At 52.9% G+C, this 18,001-nt stretch carries 16 protein-coding genes; 11 read left to right on the top strand and 5 right to left on the bottom strand.

Annotated features, from left to right (window positions below; translation table 11 throughout):
* Window positions 1-58: 58 nt before the first annotated feature.
* From J2T58_RS07405 to J2T58_RS07390, 4 genes are read right to left on the bottom strand one after another with little or no spacing between them, the layout of a single operon-like run.
* A complete protein-coding gene (locus J2T58_RS07405; RefSeq protein ID WP_253488478.1) occupies window positions 59-556 on the bottom strand; it encodes an NUDIX hydrolase in 498 nt (165 codons plus the stop codon).
* Complete coding sequence (queC, locus tag J2T58_RS07400; protein WP_253488477.1) at window positions 553-1,224, bottom strand: 7-cyano-7-deazaguanine synthase QueC; 672 nt, start codon at window positions 1,222-1,224, stop codon at window positions 553-555. The genes J2T58_RS07405 and queC overlap by 4 nt, the downstream gene beginning before the upstream one ends.
* A gap of 1 nt (window position 1,225) precedes the next feature.
* Window positions 1,226-1,840, bottom strand: a complete 615-nt coding sequence (locus J2T58_RS07395) for a 7-carboxy-7-deazaguanine synthase QueE (RefSeq protein ID WP_253488476.1) — start codon at window positions 1,838-1,840, stop codon at window positions 1,226-1,228.
* The gene (locus J2T58_RS07390) at window positions 1,837-2,241 is read right to left on the bottom strand and encodes a 6-carboxytetrahydropterin synthase (RefSeq protein ID WP_253488475.1); all 405 of its coding nucleotides are present in this window, start codon (window positions 2,239-2,241) and stop codon (window positions 1,837-1,839) included. The genes J2T58_RS07395 and J2T58_RS07390 overlap by 4 nt, the downstream gene beginning before the upstream one ends.
* A gap of 165 nt (window positions 2,242-2,406) precedes the next feature.
* Here J2T58_RS07390 and J2T58_RS07385 point away from each other — a divergent pair, with 165 nt between their 5' ends.
* The 8 genes from J2T58_RS07385 (at window position 2,407) to J2T58_RS07350 (ending at window position 8,539) form a co-directional block, all read left to right on the top strand.
* The gene (locus tag J2T58_RS07385; protein WP_253488474.1) at window positions 2,407-2,835 is read left to right on the top strand and encodes a 30S ribosomal protein S12; all 429 of its coding nucleotides are present in this window, start codon (window positions 2,407-2,409) and stop codon (window positions 2,833-2,835) included.
* A 2-nt stretch (window positions 2,836-2,837) separates the two neighbouring features.
* Complete coding sequence (locus J2T58_RS07380) at window positions 2,838-3,452, top strand: 30S ribosomal protein S7 (protein ID WP_253488473.1); 615 nt, start codon at window positions 2,838-2,840, stop codon at window positions 3,450-3,452.
* A 23-nt stretch (window positions 3,453-3,475) separates the two neighbouring features.
* Window positions 3,476-5,671, top strand: coding sequence for an elongation factor EF-2 (locus J2T58_RS07375; RefSeq protein ID WP_253488472.1), 2,196 nt, complete (start codon window positions 3,476-3,478; stop codon window positions 5,669-5,671).
* Window positions 5,672-5,773: 102 nt separating this feature from the next.
* Window positions 5,774-6,388 carry a flavodoxin family protein gene (locus tag J2T58_RS07370; RefSeq protein WP_253488471.1) on the top strand — a complete coding sequence of 205 codons (615 nt, stop codon included), beginning with the start codon at window positions 5,774-5,776 and terminating at the stop codon, window positions 6,386-6,388.
* Entirely contained in the window at window positions 6,385-6,978 is a 594-nt protein-coding gene (locus J2T58_RS07365) for a flavodoxin family protein (protein ID WP_253488470.1), read from the top strand. Before J2T58_RS07370 ends, J2T58_RS07365 begins: the two co-directional genes overlap by 4 nt.
* A 44-nt stretch (window positions 6,979-7,022) precedes the next feature.
* Window positions 7,023-7,349, top strand: coding sequence for a YbjQ family protein (locus J2T58_RS07360; protein WP_253488469.1), 327 nt, complete (start codon window positions 7,023-7,025; stop codon window positions 7,347-7,349).
* A gap of 56 nt (window positions 7,350-7,405) precedes the next feature.
* Window positions 7,406-8,173: an ATP-binding protein gene (locus tag J2T58_RS07355; protein WP_253488468.1), complete on the top strand. Its 768-nt coding sequence runs from the start codon at window positions 7,406-7,408 to the stop codon at window positions 8,171-8,173.
* Window positions 8,174-8,212: 39 nt separating this feature from the next.
* Window positions 8,213-8,539, top strand: a complete 327-nt coding sequence (locus J2T58_RS07350; RefSeq protein WP_253488467.1) for a nucleotidyltransferase family protein — start codon at window positions 8,213-8,215, stop codon at window positions 8,537-8,539.
* A 157-nt stretch (window positions 8,540-8,696) separates the two neighbouring features.
* Here the strand turns inward: J2T58_RS07350 and J2T58_RS07345 are convergent, their stop codons facing one another.
* Window positions 8,697-9,317, bottom strand: coding sequence for a zinc metalloprotease (locus J2T58_RS07345; protein WP_253488466.1), 621 nt, complete (start codon window positions 9,315-9,317; stop codon window positions 8,697-8,699).
* A gap of 221 nt (window positions 9,318-9,538) precedes the next feature.
* Here J2T58_RS07345 and J2T58_RS07340 point away from each other — a divergent pair, with 221 nt between their 5' ends.
* From J2T58_RS07340 to J2T58_RS07330, 3 genes are all read left to right on the top strand, one after another.
* Complete coding sequence (locus J2T58_RS07340) at window positions 9,539-11,596, top strand: M3 family metallopeptidase (protein ID WP_253488465.1); 2,058 nt, start codon at window positions 9,539-9,541, stop codon at window positions 11,594-11,596.
* A gap of 133 nt (window positions 11,597-11,729) precedes the next feature.
* On the top strand, window positions 11,730-12,713 hold the full coding sequence (locus J2T58_RS07335) for a cation transporter (RefSeq protein ID WP_253488464.1): 984 nt from the start codon (window positions 11,730-11,732) through the stop codon (window positions 12,711-12,713).
* Window positions 12,714-13,060: 347 nt separating this feature from the next.
* Window positions 13,061-17,755, top strand: a complete 4,695-nt coding sequence (locus tag J2T58_RS07330; RefSeq protein WP_253488463.1) for a S8 family serine peptidase — start codon at window positions 13,061-13,063, stop codon at window positions 17,753-17,755.
* Window positions 17,756-18,001: the final 246 nt, after the last annotated feature.

The raw sequence follows: 18,001 nt of genomic DNA, 5'->3' as shown, positions 1-18,001 counted from the left end.
GTCACCATTAAAAACTGTTCATAATTTTTCTTTCTCATCCAATAAAGGTGAGTATTCCTCAGTCGCGGCAGCGGAAGAGGAGGCAGATCGTCTTTGCGTCAGTGATCCGCCCGTCCCGAGCCATCTCCTCAGCCTCGGCAAATGGGAGGCGGATGACCTCTATCACCTCATCCTCGTCGGGATGGTGATGATCAGCCGGTGTGAGATCGCGTGCCTCATAGAGGTGGAGGACCTCATCGGTGTATCCGGGGGTCGTGTTGATGACACCCCGGGGGATGAGGGTGCCTGCCCGGAGCCGTGTCTCCTCGACCATCTCCCGGTCTGCCGTCTCCTCGGGGCGTTCCCCATCCTCCATCGTCCCGGCGGGTGCCTCGTAGATATAATCCCCGAGTGCCGGGCGATACTGCCTGATGAGATAGCAGTCATCGCCGTCACGGGGGAGCATCACCACGGCGCCGCCGGGGTGGATGATGATCGTCTCCCTGCTGGTCCCGTTTGGAAGGTCCACCCTCCGCAGCTCGACCGAGAGCCTCTTCCCCTGGTAGATCGTCGTCATTGCCGCTCCTGGTACTGTATGGGATCCGGCCGGCCGGTTTCTGCAAATGCCTCCAGCCGGTAGTGGCAGGAGGAGCAGGTTCCACAGGCGAGCTCCTCCTCCCCGTAACAGGACCAGGTCTCTTCATAGGGGACATCAAGGGCAAAACCGGTCCTGAGGATCTCTGTCTTGTTCATCCCGACGAAGGGGGCGAAGAGGCGTATCGGGGTATCCGTCATCGTCCCGAGATCGATGACCTTCCGGAATGCCTCGATGAACTCCGGCCGGCAGTCCGGGTATCCTGCATAGTCGCCTGCCTGGACACCGATGAAGATCGCCTCTGCACCGCGTGCCTCGGCAAAGCTTGTGGCGATGGCGAGGAGGTTCGCATTCCGGAAGGGTACATAGGTGGTCGGATGCTGTGGCGATGCATCCTCATGGCGCTCGACGGCCATCTCCGGATCGGTGAGGCTGCTTGCGCCAAATACCCTGAAGTAGTCGAGGGAGATGACGACCGGGGGCTCCGCATCCAGGCGTGCGGCGAGCCTCCGGGCGCATCCAAGCTCTTTTGACTCTGTCCTCTGGCCGTACCTGATGTGGAGGGGGAGGAGTGCATATCCCATATCCCGTGCATAATACGCGAGGGTGGCCGAGTCCATCCCTCCTGAGAGGAGACATACTGCTTTCATCTTATCGCATCCCTATCTGTTTGTGAAGCTGGAGCTGAAGCCGGATATCATGGGTCCATCCGATGATCTCCTGTGCCACGGCATGGTAGTCTGCGCCATGAACCGGGGAGATGATCACCTCTCCGGCGATCGGGTGCTCCCTGAGTATCCCGGCGGCATAATCGAGATCTCCCTGATCAGCGACGACGAACTTGACGGTATCAGCCGGCCGGATGAGGGGGAGGAGGGAGAGATCGCTCTCCTCTCCTGATGACGGACACTTGATATCCATACAGATCGTCGCCCAGGGGAGCACCGGACCAAACGGCACCGTGCCGTTCGTCTCGATATCGATTTTGTACCCCTCGCCTGCCAGGTCCATGAGAAGGGGGAGGAGTTCATCTGCCTGGAGGAGCGGCTCGCCGCCGGTGATGCAGATCCGCCGGACTCCCGGTGACCGTATCTCATCGAGGATCGCATCTGCTGAGCGCTCCTCCCCACCTGCGGGGTCCTGCGTCGCCGGGGTGTCGCACCACCGGCAGGCGAGGTTGCATCCCGCAAGCCGGAGGAAGGTGCAGCGCTTCCCCTGCTCCCTCCCTTCTCCCTGGAAACTGACGAAGATCTCAGAGACTCTCACCGGGAGACCTCGGAGTAGCAGGTTGCCCCTTCCCATACACGGACCGTGGTAATCCTGCAGTCAAGGCCCATCATCCGGCATGCCTCATCGATCTGATCGGCGATCAGGACACACAGGAGCTCGCTCGTCGGATCGCCGTCTGTTACCACGACATCCTGGAACTCCGAGAGGCACGCGACCATCGGGTCCTCTGCATTGAGGATCACCTGATGATCATAGATCTCAACAAGTTTTTTTATGCAATTGTAATCAATGAGGATCTGCGTCCGTGGATCCACAGTCCCCTCGAGCCAGACCTCGGTGCGCCATCGGTGTCCGTGTAATCGGGCGCATTTCCCGTCGTAATGGAGCAGACGGTGGCTTGCATCGAAGTGGACCTCTTTGTAGATGCGGGTGGACATGTGGTTATCAGTTGGCGGAGAGGATGTATAAGGTTATTATTGAAGACCACTCATGAATGTAGGAACGTGTGGTCTGCGGATAGTATATAAAACACCTCCGCGCAATAAGTATTCCAGATTCTGGAACCTCCACCGGATCAAAAACCAGCATATCGAGGTATATACATGGGACAGGGAAAATTTGCAGCGAGAAAGCTTCAGCGCGACTCAAAGAAGTTCCGCTGGAGTGATCCGAAATACGCACGCCGTGCACTTGAACTCAAACTGAAGGCCGATCCGCTGAAGGGATCGCCACAGGGACGCGGTATCGTCCTTGAGAAGGTCGGTGTCGAGGCAAAACAGCCAAACTCGGCTATCAGGAAGTGTGTGCGTGTTCAGCTCATCAAGAACGGTCGTCAGGTGACCGCCTTTGCGGTCGGCGACGGTGCGATTAACTTCATCGATGAACACGATGAGGTCACAGTAGAGGGAATCGGCGGTCGTATGGGCCGTTCCATGGGAGATATTCCCGGTGTCCGGTTCGTCGTCACCGCAGTGAACAACGTCTCACTCAATGAACTTGTTATGGGACGCAAGGAGAAGGCGCGCAGGTGATCATGGTGACAGAAGAAGTCATGGTACAGGAAGAAGAGCAGCAGGTTGTTGCAAACTCCATCCTCCTCTTCAACAAGTGGGATCCATCAGAAGTCGTCATTAAGGACCCGGGCCTTGAGCGGTACGTCACCATCACCTCAACGGCAGTTCCGCACTCCTGCGGCCGGCTCACCCAGCAGCAGTTTACCAAGTCCTCGATGGCGATCGTCGAGCGGCTCATCAACAGGCTGATGCAGGTAGAGCACAACTCCGGCAAGAAGCAGCTCTGCACGCGGACCGTCATGGAGGCCTTCGATATCATCAACCAGAAGACGAAGCAGAACCCGATTCAGGTTCTCGTCGATGCAATCGGCAACACCGGACCCCGTGAGGAGACGGTCAGGCTGAAGTACGGTGGTATCAATGTCCCCAAGTCGGTCGATACCGCACCGATCCGCAGGGTGAACACTGCGCTGAAGTATATCGCAACCGGCGTCTGGAGAGGCTCGCACAAGACGAAGCGGTCTGCATCACAGGTTCTCGCCGATGAGCTTATTGCAGCGGCAAAGGGCGACTCAAAGTGCTTCTCTGTCGGAAAGAAAGAAGAGGTTGAGCGGATCGCAAAGTCCGCCCGCTAATCCATACCTTTTTTAGGTGATCTATGTCACGCGGCAAAAAGATGGTAGAGAAAGTTTCGGAACTGATGGACAAACCAGAGTTCATCCGGAACATCGGTATTGTTGCACATATTGACCACGGAAAGACGACCTTCTCCGACAACCTCCTCTCAGGGGCAGGGATGATCTCAGAGGAGCTCTCCGGTAAACAGCTCTTCATGGATTCCGATGCAGAGGAGCAGGCACGTGGTATCACCATCGATGCATCGAACGTCTCGATGGTGCATGAATACAATGGCACGGAGTACCTGATCAACATGATCGATACCCCTGGCCACGTCGACTTCGGTGGGGATGTCACCCGTGCAATGCGTGCGGTTGATGGTGCCATCGTCCTTGTCGATGCGGTTGAAGGGCCGATGCCCCAGACCGAGACTGTTCTTCGCCAGGCGCTGAAGGAGGGTGTCCGCCCGATCCTCTTCATCAACAAGGTTGACCGTCTCATCAACGAGCTGAAGGTTGACCCGCAGCAGATGATGATCCGCCTTGGAAAAGTCATTGACAAGGTGAACAAGCTCATCAAAGGGATGAACGAGACGATGTACAACGAGGGTGGCTGGAAACTGGATGCCGCAAATGGCACCGTCGCCTTCGGATCTGCTCTCTACAACTGGGCTGTCTCGATCCCGTACATGCAGAAGAGCGGTATCTCCTTCAAGGAAGTCATTGACAAGTGCAATGCCGGAGATATGAAAGGTCTTGCAAAGTCAAGCCCGCTCCATGAAGTCGTCCTTGACATCGTCGTCAAGCACCTTCCCAACCCTGTCGATGCCCAGAAGCGGCGTATCCCGATCATCTGGCATGGTGACAAGGAATCCCCTGAAGGCAAGGCGATGCTCTCCTGCGATCACAAGGGTGCGGTCACCATGATGGTCACTGACATCTCGTTTGACCCTCATGCCGGTGAGGTGGCAACAGGCCGTCTCTTCTCAGGAAAGATAAGCCGTGGAATGGAACTCTATGTTGTCGGGACTGCCGGAAAGCCCAACCGCCTCCAGCAGGTCGGTATCTTCATGGGTCCGACCCGTGTTGAGGTGGAGCAGATCGTCGGTGGCAATATCGCCGCAGTCACCGGTCTGAAAGATGCCTTCGTCGGCTCAACCGTCACCTCCAATCAGGATATCGTACCATTTGAGTCGCTGAAGCACTACTCCGAGCCTGTCATGACCGTCGCCGTCGAGGCGAAGAATATGAAGGATCTTCCAAAACTCGTCGAGGTTCTCCGGCAGGTTGCGAAAGAGGATCCGACGATCCGCGTCAATATCAATGAAGAGACCGGCGAACACCTGATCGCCGGTATGGGAGAGCTTCACCTTGAGGTCTCCACCGGTCGTATCCGCCGTGACAAGAACGTCGATATCGTCACCTCCGAGCCGATCGTCGTCTACAGGGAGACGGTCACGAAGAAGGCAGGGCCTGTCGAAGGGAAGTCGCCCAACCGTCACAACCGGTTCTATATCGAACTTGAGCCTCTTGAGGATACTATTGTCGATGCAATCAAGACCGGTACCGTCTCGATGACGATGAACGCCATCGAACGGCGTGATGCTCTTGTTGCTCTTGGCATGGAGAAGGATGAGGCAAAGAACGTCAAGGACATGTACAACTCGAACATGTTCATTGACATGACAAAGGGTATCCAGTACCTCAACGAGACCATGGAGCTGATCCTTGATGGTCTCCATGAGGCACTTGATGGCGGCCCGCTCGCAGATGAGCAGGTTCAGAACGTCAAGATCCGTCTGATGGATGTCAAGCTCCACGAGGATGCTATCCACCGTGGTCCCGCACAGGTCATCCCGGCGGTCAGGGCAGCTGTGAAGGCCGGTATCCTGATGGCAAATGACCAGCTCCTTGAGCCGGCCCAGAAGATCCAGATCACGGTCCCCCAGGATCAGATGGGCGCAGCCATCTCCCAGATCCAGGGACGCCGTGGCCAGCTCACCACCACCGAATCCGAAGGCGACCAGATCGTCGTCAACGGTGTGGCACCGGTTGCCGAACTCTTCGGGTTCGCAGGCGACCTCAGGTCCGCGACCGAGGGCCGGGCAATGTGGAGTACCGAGTTTGCCGGGTTCCAGCTGGTTCCCGCATCCCTCGTTAATGACGTCGTCATCGGTATCCGGAAGCGGAAGGGACTGAAGGAACAGATCCCAACGCCAAACGACTACCTCGCATAAGGCCAGATCACCTCCACCCTGTCCTTTTTCTTTTTCGTGGCTACCTGCCTGGTGGGCAGGGCGATCCCGAGTCTTTATCAGTGTACAGGATGACCATCTGGTATGGGTATCAAGGTGCTTGCGTTTGCCGGCTCGCCACGGCGGCATGGCAATTCAGAGATCCTCCTCGACTGGGTCCTCGATGCGATGAGGGCTGAATCTGATGTCGAGGTGGAGAAGTATCCCCTGGACGAGATCACCATCGCTCCCTGCAAAGGATGTAACGCCTGCGAGAAGCTCAACACCTGCGTCCAGAAGGATGATCTCGTCTGGGTGGAGGGAAAGATCATCAATGCCGATATCATCATCCTTTCGGCACCGATCTTCTGCATGGGAATTGCCGCACAGCCAAAAGCCCTCATCGACCGGGCCCAGGTCTTCCGGTCCCGGAAGTACGTCCTGAAGCTCCCGGTTGTGCCACCTGAACGGAAGGGGAAGCGGATCGGGATCTTCCTTGCAACCGCCGGCCAGGACTGGGATTATGTCTTTGATGCCGCGATACCATCGGTGAAATGCCTCTTCAATGTGATCGATGTGAAGAATAAGGATATCCGGTATCTGATGGTCAATAATGTCGATGAGAAGGGGGCGATCCATGATCACCCGGATGCAGAAAAGGATGCCGTCGCCCTTGCAGATGAGGTCATCACGACGATGCGGGAGATGAAAGGGGTATGAAGGCACTTGGGATCTCAGGCTCCCCCCGGCGGGGCGGCAACACCGAGACGCTCCTTGATGCGTTTCTTGAGGGTGCCGGTGAAGGGGGGGCGGAGACCGAGAAGATCGTCCTCCGTGATCTCGAATTTTCATCATGCAAAGGCTGCAATGCCTGCCATAAGACCGGGGTCTGTGTGCTGGAGGATGATCTGACCGCAATCTTTGAGGAGATCCTCTCGCTGGATATCCTCGCCCTCGCCTCCCCGATCTACTCGATGAGTGTGACGGCAGAGATGAAAGCGTTCATCGACCGGGGGCAGGTCTTCTGGGCGAGGACGTTCATCCAGAAGGACCTCTCCTTCGATGATGAGCATACCCGGAGGCATAAGGGCTTCTTCGTATCGACCGCAGGGCAGAACTGGGATCATGTCTTTTCTGCGGCCTACCCGGTGATGACGGCCTTCTTCAATGATATCGGGTTTGAGTACCGGGATAATATCATCGCAGGCAATATGGATGAATTCAAAGGGATACACGGCCACCCGACAGCCCTTGCGGATGCACGGAAGGCCGGGGCAGCAATCGCTGCCGAGCTTGCGAAGCTCTCCTGATCTGATAACGGAGGTATTACTTTCTGATACGTCCATATTCTGGTATGACTGAGATACTGGTCACCACGACCGATGAGATACCAGGATATGAGGTTGAAGTAATCGGGGTTGTCTTTGGCAATACCGTCCGGGCAAAGCATATCGGAAAGGACATCTTTGCAGGTCTCAAAAGCCTCGTCGGCGGCGAGATCGGGGCCTATACCGAGATGCTCGCTGAAGCCAGGGCCGAGGCGCTCTCCCGGATGGTTGCGGAGGCCCGCAGGGTTGGTGCCGATGCCGTCGTCGCATCCCGGTTCACGACCGCCGAGACGATGCCGGGTGCGGCAGAGATTGTGGCGTTTGGGACCGCGGTGACGATCCGGAAGAAGTAGGGGGATCCGGGAGATGAAGCGGGAATATTCCCGCTGTATCGTTATGGAGGATTTGGGTGTGCAGTTTGATTTTTGAGAGTGCCAGCCAGGTTCATACTGATGAGCTGCCGACGAAGGCAGGTATTGATCACCTTGATAAGCTCCGGTTTCGCCCCTTTCTGCAGCGTGTCTATGATCTCCCGTATCCGGAGACGGATGATGATCTCCTGCGGCTGCTCCGGAACATGAACCTGGCGACGGAGGACGGTATGCTGACCCTTGCCGGTCTTCTGTTCTTTACGGAACGGCCGGAGTGGATCAAACCGCAATTCATTGTAAAAGCAATCCGGTATCCCGGGGAGATCTTTCATGAAAGTTCCTTTTATGATTCAGAGGATTTTATCGGACCTCTTCCGGAGATCTTTCGGGGGTCACTCCTCTTCATTATGCGAAGCCTCTATAAAATTCAGGCCGGCCAGAGTGTCAATGCCCTCGGAGTGCCCGAGATTCCGCAGGTTGTCTTTGAGGAACTGCTGGTAAACGCTCTCGTTCACCGGGATTACCTGATCAATGCGCCGATACGCCTCTTCGTCTTTGATAATCGAATTGAGATCGTCAGTCCCGGCAATCTGCCTAATAACCTGACTGTTCCAAAAATCCGGTCAGGGAACTCTGTCATGAGAAACCCAATTCTTGTATCATTCGTTGCTAAGGGGCTGCTTCCCTATCGGGGGCCCGGTTCAGGGTTCAGGCGTGCCCTGCAGGAATGGCCGGATATTGATCTTCTGGATGACGGGGAGAGGGGCCTCTTCATTGTGACGATTCACCGGAAGAAGATTTTTTAACTGTGAAATACGCATCTCTTCATCGTGGGAATTGAGGCGATGCATGAAATCGAAGAGGGGGGTAGACGCCCCCTCCGTCAAAAGGAGATTATTGACAGGCTGAAACAGGAGATGCCGAGACTTCAGAGATTATTTGGTATCAAAAAGATTGGATTGTTTGGATCATATGCACGGAACGAAGCTGGTGAGATGAGTGATATCGATCTTCTGGTCTCTTTTGAAGGGGAGAAAGAGCGGTTTCGTACATTTATGCAATGCATTTTTTATCTTGAGGATATTTTCGGCAAGAACGTCGAGCTGATAGCAGAACATGCACTCGATCCCGCAATCCGGCCGGGTGTCATTGATGAGGTTATCTGGATATAAGACAGATGCCTTTTATGTTCCATCTGTTTTTCAATAAACCTGATTATTGTATGGGATGTTGTCACCCATGAGATTGGGGATATAAAAAGCCGGCTTTCAGTGATTCAACAAAAAAATGATGGGTGAGAAACGCTCACCGTCCTTGTCCCCCCACAATTTACAGATACACCATCGCCCCGATCAGCAGCGCAAACGACAGGCCGATCAGGAGCAGGAAGATGCCTTTGTTCCATGCAAGGACCTTCTTCCCATCGAGCGGGCCGACGGGGAGCATATTGAAGGCGGCGAGCATCCCGTTGATCTTGACCCCGACTGCGCCGAGGAGGGCGAGGAACGGGGAGAGGCCGAATGTGATGCTTGCAAGGGCGATGATTCCAAAGGGTATGGCGAGGAGGAGGTTGGTGATCGGGCCGGCCGCCGAGATGATCCCGTTCTCCTTCTTCGAGAGGCCGGGGCCGTAGATCATCGTTGCACCGGGGGCCGCGAAGACGACGCCGACGAGGGCGGCGAGGGCGACGGCGACGAGGAGCATCTGGTTGTCTTTGCGAAACTCTGCCCAGTGGCCATAGTGGATGGCGGTGAACTTATGGGCCAGTTCATGGAGGACGAAGCCGACCCCGACGGTGAGCATCGAGAGGAGGATGAGGAGTGCCGCCGTCCCGAGGTCCACCCGTCCACCTGAGATGCCTCCGACGAGTGCGATGGAGAAGGCGATTGCGAGGGCGAACCAGGCGATGCCAAGCTCCTTCCGCTCGCGGATGGAGATACGATTAAGCATTAAGAAATATTGGTTTCGCAGAAGATAGGGTTTCTCATCAGGATCATGCCTGCCTGTCAATCTTCTTCGGATTCCCCTGCCGACCGACTGAGAAGGTGAAGATACAGAGGGCGGGGATACGAGGGAGAGGGTTCTCAGATCTACAGTTAAGTATCTTCAGGGCTGATGATTATTCAATGAATCCCATACACCCGGGACGATCCATGGGAAAACTCATCTTCATGATCTCTCTCCTCCTGTTCCTTTGTGCATTTGTGGGATCAGCGGGATGCCTTAGTGATGAGCAGCCCCGGATCCCAGCCACCCATACAGAAGAGCCGATGAAGGCTGATTATGCTCCGGATGAGATACCCCTCCTCTATGCAGAGGCAGAGGCGGCTGCACGATCCGGGCTCGATGCAATCGCAGGGATCCCACATGATGAGCGAACATTTGAGAATACCTTCCTTGCATTCGATACCATCATCACCGATTATACGGATGCAGTATACCCCATGTCAGTGATGGGATATGTCCATCCCGATGCAACCGTCCGGGAAGAGGGGATGGCCATCGATGAAGCCTCATCGATATTCACAACAGAGACCTATGCACGGCGGGATCTCTATGTTGCTTTAGCAGATCAGGTGCCCCGCACCGCAGATGAGAGACGTCTGCAGGATGTTATTGTGAGAAGATTCGAGAAGCAGGGGCTCCACCTCGACAATGATCGGCTTGAGCGGGTCATCGGGATGAAAAACAGGATTGCTGCACTCGAGGCAGAGTACAACGCTAACCTCAACAGTGATGACACAACCCTTCTCTTCTCAGAGGAAGAACTCCGCGGCCTCCCCCCATCTGCACTGGCGGGTTTTGGCCGGACAGAAACAGGAGACTACATCGTCACGACAAGCTATCCCGATTATATCGCAGTCATGAGGTATGCAGATGAGAGTGAGACACGCAGGCGGATGCTTGTTGCAGACCATACCATACAGGGAGAGAACAATATCCCGCTTCTTGAAGAAGCCATCCAGCTTCGCCAGAAGGTTGCCCGTGACCTCGGTTATGCTACCTGGGCAGACTACCAGATCGACGGGCGGATGGCAGGAGATGCGGAATCGGTGATGGTGTTCCTCAATGATCTCAGGGAACCCCTCCAGGAGAAGAGAGAGGCTGAATCTACCACCCTTCTTGCCATCAAACAGCGGACTGATCCCGGCGCAGAATCACTCGATCCATGGGATATCACCTACCTCACCGAGATCTACAGAACCGAGGAGTACGGGTACAGCAATGATGAGGTGAAAGAGTACTTCCCCCTTGACCGGGTGCTTGATGGGATGTTTGGGATCTGTGAATTCCTCTATGGAATAACCATTGAGGAGATGCATGATCCGATGGCATGGCATCCCGATGTCCGGCTCTTCCGGATCAGCGATGAGGTGAATGATACCACAATCGGCCACCTCTATCTTGATCTCTATCCGCGTGAGGGGAAGTACAATCACTTCATCATTTTTGGCCTCACAGGCGGACGGATGACTGAAGAAGGGTATGCAGAACCATCTGCGGCGATCATCGGAAACTTCAACCCCCCGCAGGAGGGGAAGCCTGCCCTGTTAACAACAGATGAAGTCTGGATCTTATTCCACGAGATGGGGCATGCCACGCATAACCTCCTCACCCGTGCACCATATGGCACACTCTCAGGATTCTATGTCGAGTGGGACTTTGTGGAAACCCCATCCCAGGCATTCGAAGAGTGGATATACGATCCAGTCATCATGGAGTCGATCTCCGGCCATTATACAGATCCACACCAGGTGATCCCGCCTGAACTTCGGGACCAGGTCATCGCCTCGCAGGATTTTGGAAAAGGATATGCATACTCCTCACTCCTCCTCGGTTCTCTCCAGGATATGATCTACCACACTACAGACGGCCCCGTTGACACCGTCCGGATCTACCGGGAGCTGTATGAAGAGTTCCGGGGCATACCTGCACCAGAGGGAACACAACAGCCGGCAAGTTTCTCCCACCTGATGGGCGGATACGACGCCGGGTACTACAGCTATCTCTGGTCCAAGGTCTATGCGATGAACATCGTCGACCGTTTCGAGGAAGACGGTATGACCAACCGGACGACCGGAATGGCATACAGAACCGCGATCCTTGAACAAGGCAATATGGCAGACGGCATGGTACTCCTGACCAACTTCCTCGGAGAAGAGCCGGGGATCGAGCCGCTGTACAGGTATCTTGGGATAGAAGGTGTACATCCCCCACCATCTCCATAAGGGTTCTGGAAACCAGATTGTGACTGATCTACTGGCACTAAGAATTCAATACATTAAGCAAAGAATTAACCAAATTTTAAAATTTGGGTTTGAAGAAACGTACAGGTTTTGAGCAATAGTTGAAGGTACAACAATGGTTACTACAACAAAACGAGAAGAAGAGCGAGAAGAAAGAGTTCAAAGAATATCTGAATTAGATAAAAAGGAAAAACATGCTTTGCTTTTTGGGGCAGCAGCCAACTTCATCATGGCCGCAGTTGCATGGATTGCGTACTATTATTCTAATTCTGAGGCAGTTTTTTTAGATGGAAATTATAGCTTTATCATATTTCTGGGTATATTAGTGGCACTGAAAATTTCAGTAGTAAAGACTCATACAACTGAAACATTTCCACATGGAAAGTTTTTCTACGAATCACTCTACAGCTTCATTAAAGGCTTGATGATACTCGGAATTCTGTTAATGTCCATGGCGACTGCTCTCATCCGTATTGCCATGTTCTTCACAGGCCGCAAAGAAGAAATTCCTATGCTTATATTTGAGCCAATTCTCTATTACGCCGTGGTTTGCACCGTTCTTAGTTATGGTCTTGTTTATTTTTACAGGAAACAAAACCTGTCAATTGGCAATATGAGTATACTTTTACGCACAGAGCAAAAGTCTTCTTTCGTTGACGGAACTTTGTCTCTGGGCGTTGTTGTAATAGCCATATTCTTAATAATGGGAGGAGCAGAACGTGGCGGCGATTTTGTTCTGTATTTAGCAGATTCAATATTTGTACTGATTCTTTCATCTCTGCTGATTAGCGAGGCTGTTTCAATTATCAGGGAGGCAATAATCGAGATGGCTGGTGGGACTTTGCAGGATAAAGATAAACGCAAATTGTTTGAAGATGTCATTTATTCAACTATGCCAAAAGACCTGATAATTCAGGATATATTCATAAGTAAAAATGGCAGTCACTATAGTATTATGATATATATTACAACCAATGAGCCTGGTTATCTCAGGAAAGATATTATTGACACGAGAAATGAAATTGTTCGTATCCTACAAAAAGATCATCCCCATCTGTCACTGAAAATGATTCCTGAAGGTAAAATAATTTTAGTATAGAAGGTAAAATAATTTTAGTATAGAAGGTAAAATAATTTTAGTATAGAATGCAAAAAAGGAGAGATTATTGATTGTTGATAATTTATATAAAATTTTCTTCTTAATATTGCTATAATATGTCACTCTCATAGCTTTTCTCCATTCTATTGCTATTTAATTGCTTTATTCAAGATAAACGCTAACCTGACTGAAAGGTATAGATACTTATAAAACTATCATACTATAGGGATCTGATCTCTATGTCCATACGAATTATAATATGTTTTCTTCTCCTCTCTCTTTTGCTTATTGTGGGAATTGGGGCTGCTGCACCGCTTGATTCCGAATCGCAGCATGTAATTATTATTATGAAGGAGCAGCCCCCTTCAATGAAGGCAGCATCAGACATCGTTCTATTTGCAGTCGCATCAGAAGAAGATCTCGTTTATTCTCTCAAAAGCATGGGCGCTGAAGAGGTGACCCCACTCTGGTCTGTGAATGCACTGGCAACGACTCTTACCCCGGAACAACAGCAGCAGGTTGCTGCACGGGATGATGTTGCACGAGTGGTACGGGATAGAATCATCACACTTGATCGGGCACCTGACCCCGGGACGATGAAAGGGATGACGCGGTTTTTTACACCATTCTCGAGTACGGTTGATTCGATAGATCCCTCTGGCCATGTTACAGAGGATATTGCATGGGGTGTCTCCTGGATCGAAGCGCCAGCAGTCTGGTCAAATGGGATTAATGGTACCGGGGTGACGGTGGCTGTTGTAGATACCGGTATTGATCCAAACCACCCGGATCTTGCCGGGAAGATCGTCGGCTGGGCCGATCTCGTCAACGGGCTGGAAGATCCCTATGATGACAACGGGCACGGCACTCATTGTGCCGGGACGATTGCCGGTACTGGTGTCGGGGGTACACTCACCGGGGTTGCGCCGGGGGCAGATCTGATCGGCATCAAGGTATTCAATCAGTACGGGTCAGCGCACATGTCCACCGTCATTCAAGGATTTGAAACCGCTCTTCAGCTTGGTGCCGATGTTATCTCGTTCAGCGGCGGATCGCTAGAGTATGACCTTCATACGTGGTCTGGTTCCCTCAACAGCACGGGTGAGATGGACATACCCTTCCATATAAATATTGAAGGGGACGGTTTCGATCCCTCATTTATTCTGCTAAGGGCAGATACGCGATCGGATGAAGATCTCACAATCACCATGAAAAAACCGGATGGATCCGTCTATCCTGGTGTCAGTTTTGGCGGGAATGTTTTCTTCCTGCCTTCTGACATAGTAACGCTCAAATACATTGGAGATGAGCCGTTAGCAGACGGTGAATGGACCCTGCATCTTACCGGTACCCCTGTCAACGAGAGCAATCTGGTCTGGCATTCGGGGAGAGGCAATAATCTCAATAACACTCTCCACCAGAGGTTCAACCTGACCGATCAGATAGATACCCTGGACAGTCTTACGTTTGAGTTCTACACCATATATGAGATCGAGGATGACTGGGACTATGGTTTTGTCGAGGTCTGGTCAGATGAAGAGGATCAGTGGGTTCAGGTACTCCAATTTACCGGTGTTGGTGAGGGGAACTACTCTGCCGATCTGATGGAGTACATTAACCGTACCACCGAAGATCAGGCATTCCTGGATCTCAGGCTCCGATATGAGACCGATGATTCAGTTGTGGAGCAGGGATGGTATATCGACTGGATGGCAATCCCGGAGATTGGCTTTTATGATGATGCTTCAGAAGATCTCGGGTGGATAGCTGATCCGGAAGATGGGTGGACCCGGAATCAGGAGGAGCGACCAGTATCGGTCGAATGGATCATCTTCTATGCTGATAATGGTTCCAGTCTTCCTTCCCAAGTAGCGAATGAGATTGTTGTTGGTGGTGGAACCACATTTGTAGCGTCTGCAGGGAACAAGGGGGCGTCTGGCCTTCGGACAATCGGTGGTCCGGCGGCTGCTGAAAAAGTGATTGCTGTTGGCGCGACAGATCGTTCAGCAGATTATATTGCCGAATACAGCAGTCGGGGCCCCTCAGGCTGGGGTGAGGGCATGCGGATTAAACCTGACGTTGTTGCACCAGGATCATATATCCTTTCTGCCTCCACACGGGACGGCGAATTGTATAGGACGTTGTCGGGGACCTCCATGGCGTGTCCACATGTTTCGGGGATTGTGGCGTTGTTGCTTCAGGTGAACCCTGATCTTACCCCCGATGAGATCCGATCCATCCTGACGACGACAGCCGTTGATCTCGGTGATGACGGCCCTGATGTGACGTATGGGCACGGCCGGGTGAGTGCATGGGCAGCAGTGAATGCGGTTGTTCCGCTTGATCCCCCTGTCTATGAAGGCCCACGTCTTCATGCCGGGTTTGGGTATGAAATCCTGAAGATTGGTGAGCCCAATACCATCACAGCAATCTCATGGGATGGTATGCCCTCTTCCGGGGAACCGGTTCACTTCGTTATCTGGAATGAGGAAGTGGAGTATCTCAACACAACCGTTCTGACAGATGCCTCAGGTATGGCGACAGCGTCGTTTGTTCCGGATATTTCAGGATATCTGTACCAGGTGACTGATGCCCATGGCAACTCAGTCTCCGGACGGATAACTGCTGAAGCATTGGATCCCGTTCGGACCCTCCTGATCGATACGCCAGAGAAGGTATACGAGGCAGTAGCAGATTCGGTTATTCCGATCAGCTATACCATCGTCAATCCAGAGACTATGGAACCCTATTCTGGTGATCTGCGGGTTGTTATTCGCCACGATGATGAGGAGTATATAAATGAGGTTCTCACTCCGGTCAATGGAATGATTCAGCTTGGTATCGATGGATCAACCATCACCTCACGCCAGGGCGTAATCGAGATATCACCAGTTGCTGACGAATCCCAGGTTCTCTCTGCAGGTCGCCTTGAGCTCTATGACTCTGATCACACCATCAGGGTGATGAGCCCTGGTATAACAAGAGCAGTTTCAGGGGGCAATGCAACGCTTCTTGTGAAAGAATATTCCTTCCTGAATGCCATACCAGCTCAGGACGGGGTTCGCGAGCTTCTGGTTATCTGGATTTCTGAAGCAGAGGTCCAGTCCCTCTCGACCAAGTTCCCAGACGAGATGGCCCGGATTATGAGTGGTGACAACAGACGGACGATGCCAAAATATCATGAGCTCAGTGCTGAGATTGAGAGTATGGACCTGGATATCACCGTTGTTCCTTTTGAGCTGAGGAATGGTATCGGAAAGGTAGATCTGCCGGTACCTGCTGGTGCATATATGGGGGTTGCCCTGTATGGTGAGAGTGGTACATACATCGTCGTCGATCTCTGGCCATTTTTATATCATGGGATCGCTCCCTCCTCCGAACCAGCCCGCTTCCTCTCTCTCAGTGCTGAATGGCAGGGGAGTTACTCACCAGAGCTGCGGAGTATCGTCCCCGGAGAACGGGTGCATGTCACCTGTTATCTTGAGGACCCACTGACAGGTTTGCCGGTACAGGGGCAGGTGTACCTGTATACCGCTGATCAGTCTGCTGTTGTGATGACCGGGTCTGATGGGTACGGGTATGCGACGCTCCCGGTCTCGATCCGGTTTGAGGATGCATGGAAGAAGAATGAAATCCAGATCGTCGGGCTTTCGGGAGACTCCTATGACTATGCATCTGTATATCCCCCGTATGAACGTGTGATCTTAAGCGGTGCGTATACCAACCAGGAATCGGGAGGACTCCTGACGAGCAGTGTCTCGATTCTTGGGCCGGAAGAGACAACATGGCCTGCAATCCTGGAAGTTTCACGGCAGGATATTTACAGTCATAGTGGTCTCCGAATCGAGTATCTGGCACAATCAGCCACTCTTCTCTCGGAGCATATCACCGGCTCATCCGGATATATGGCTGATCTGCCACATGGCTCCTATCAGACCACTGTTAGTCTGAAGGATTACTTCTACCGAGGGGCATACAGTCAGGGGAACTGGTGGTCATACTACAAGGTGATTGGCGCGACTCCGCTCGTTGTTGAGACTCCACCTCCTGAGCGTATCACACGTGCAGGTACGGTAGATGTGCGGGTCAGAATGACCGATGGAGAAGCGGGTGTTCCCGTCTACCTGACCTATTCCAGTGTTAATCCCTATATCGTATCCGACGTCGATCAATTCTCAGATTACGGGGGTGTGGATATCAAAACCACCAGGGCAGACGGGACCGCGACGCTCAGGATGAATGTTCCTGAAGATGGCCACATCTGGTGGGAGATCGGAGCAGGAACGCCTGAACGTGTCTTCACAACACTCTCCGGGTATTCATTCCAGCAGACTCCGGCTCCACCAAAACCCTCTGATGGCTCAGGCGGTCATGATAATACTGCTGTTGCCTCAGGTGTTCTGTCAGGTGTTGGCACAGTCCTGACATACTCCGGTCTTCCGATCAGATCGATTGCGTTTACGACCGATGCAGATCTCGCTACTGCGCTCATCACCGTTTATCAGATCAGCTTCCTTCCGGATGGCACCCCTCAGCCGGGGCCGGAAGTATACAGGTATCTGATGATCACCCCGAGCCGCAATACGAAAGAGCATATCCCGGAGGGGGCAGAGATTACATTCCATATCCCTGTCGGCTATCTGACCGCAAACGGGATGAAGATGACCGATGTTGCACTGATGCATTTTGTTGATGGCACCTGGGTACAACTGCCGACGGTCTTCATCGGTATGGACGGGGATATGGCACAATACAGGGCGACCACACCCGGTTTTTCGATCTTTGCCATCGTGCTTGAGAAGAATGGGGCTGTAGTCGCTATCCCTGACCCAACACCGGTTCCTGTGGAGAGTACAGAGCCGCGGAATGGAACCGAAAGCATTGAGATAGAGCCCGGCATTGAGGGTGAGCAGATTGGTGTTGAGACGACACAACTGCCATCCGCAGAGGTGCCTGAGCCAACCCCGGCGCCAATCATGTATGCTCCGTTTGGTCTGGTTGCTGCCGCCCTTCTTGTCTTTGCATACAGGCGGCGGGAGTGAGGGGGAGAGGTCCCTTCCTTTTTTTGTGCCATCTGCTTTCTGCCTGTAGTCGAATAACAAGGTGGGATTACTCCCACACCGTCTTCCAGGAACCCACCTTGCGACTTTCACCGCAGTAGGCTCGCGCATTCCTCCATCAGAAGCCGTATTCAATCAGCCGGGAAGCTGGCAATCGGATCTCAATCTGGTGACTTTTTTTGTTCTCCTGACACATAGATACCAAAGAGACCAGATCCTCTCCCCCGG

This window comes from Methanocalculus alkaliphilus (assembly GCF_024170505.1).
GTDB classification, from domain to species: Archaea; Halobacteriota; Methanomicrobia; order Methanomicrobiales; family Methanocorpusculaceae; genus Methanocalculus; species Methanocalculus alkaliphilus.
Note: the sequence above shows the minus strand (reverse complement) of the source record. Positions and strands in the feature narration are given on the sequence as shown.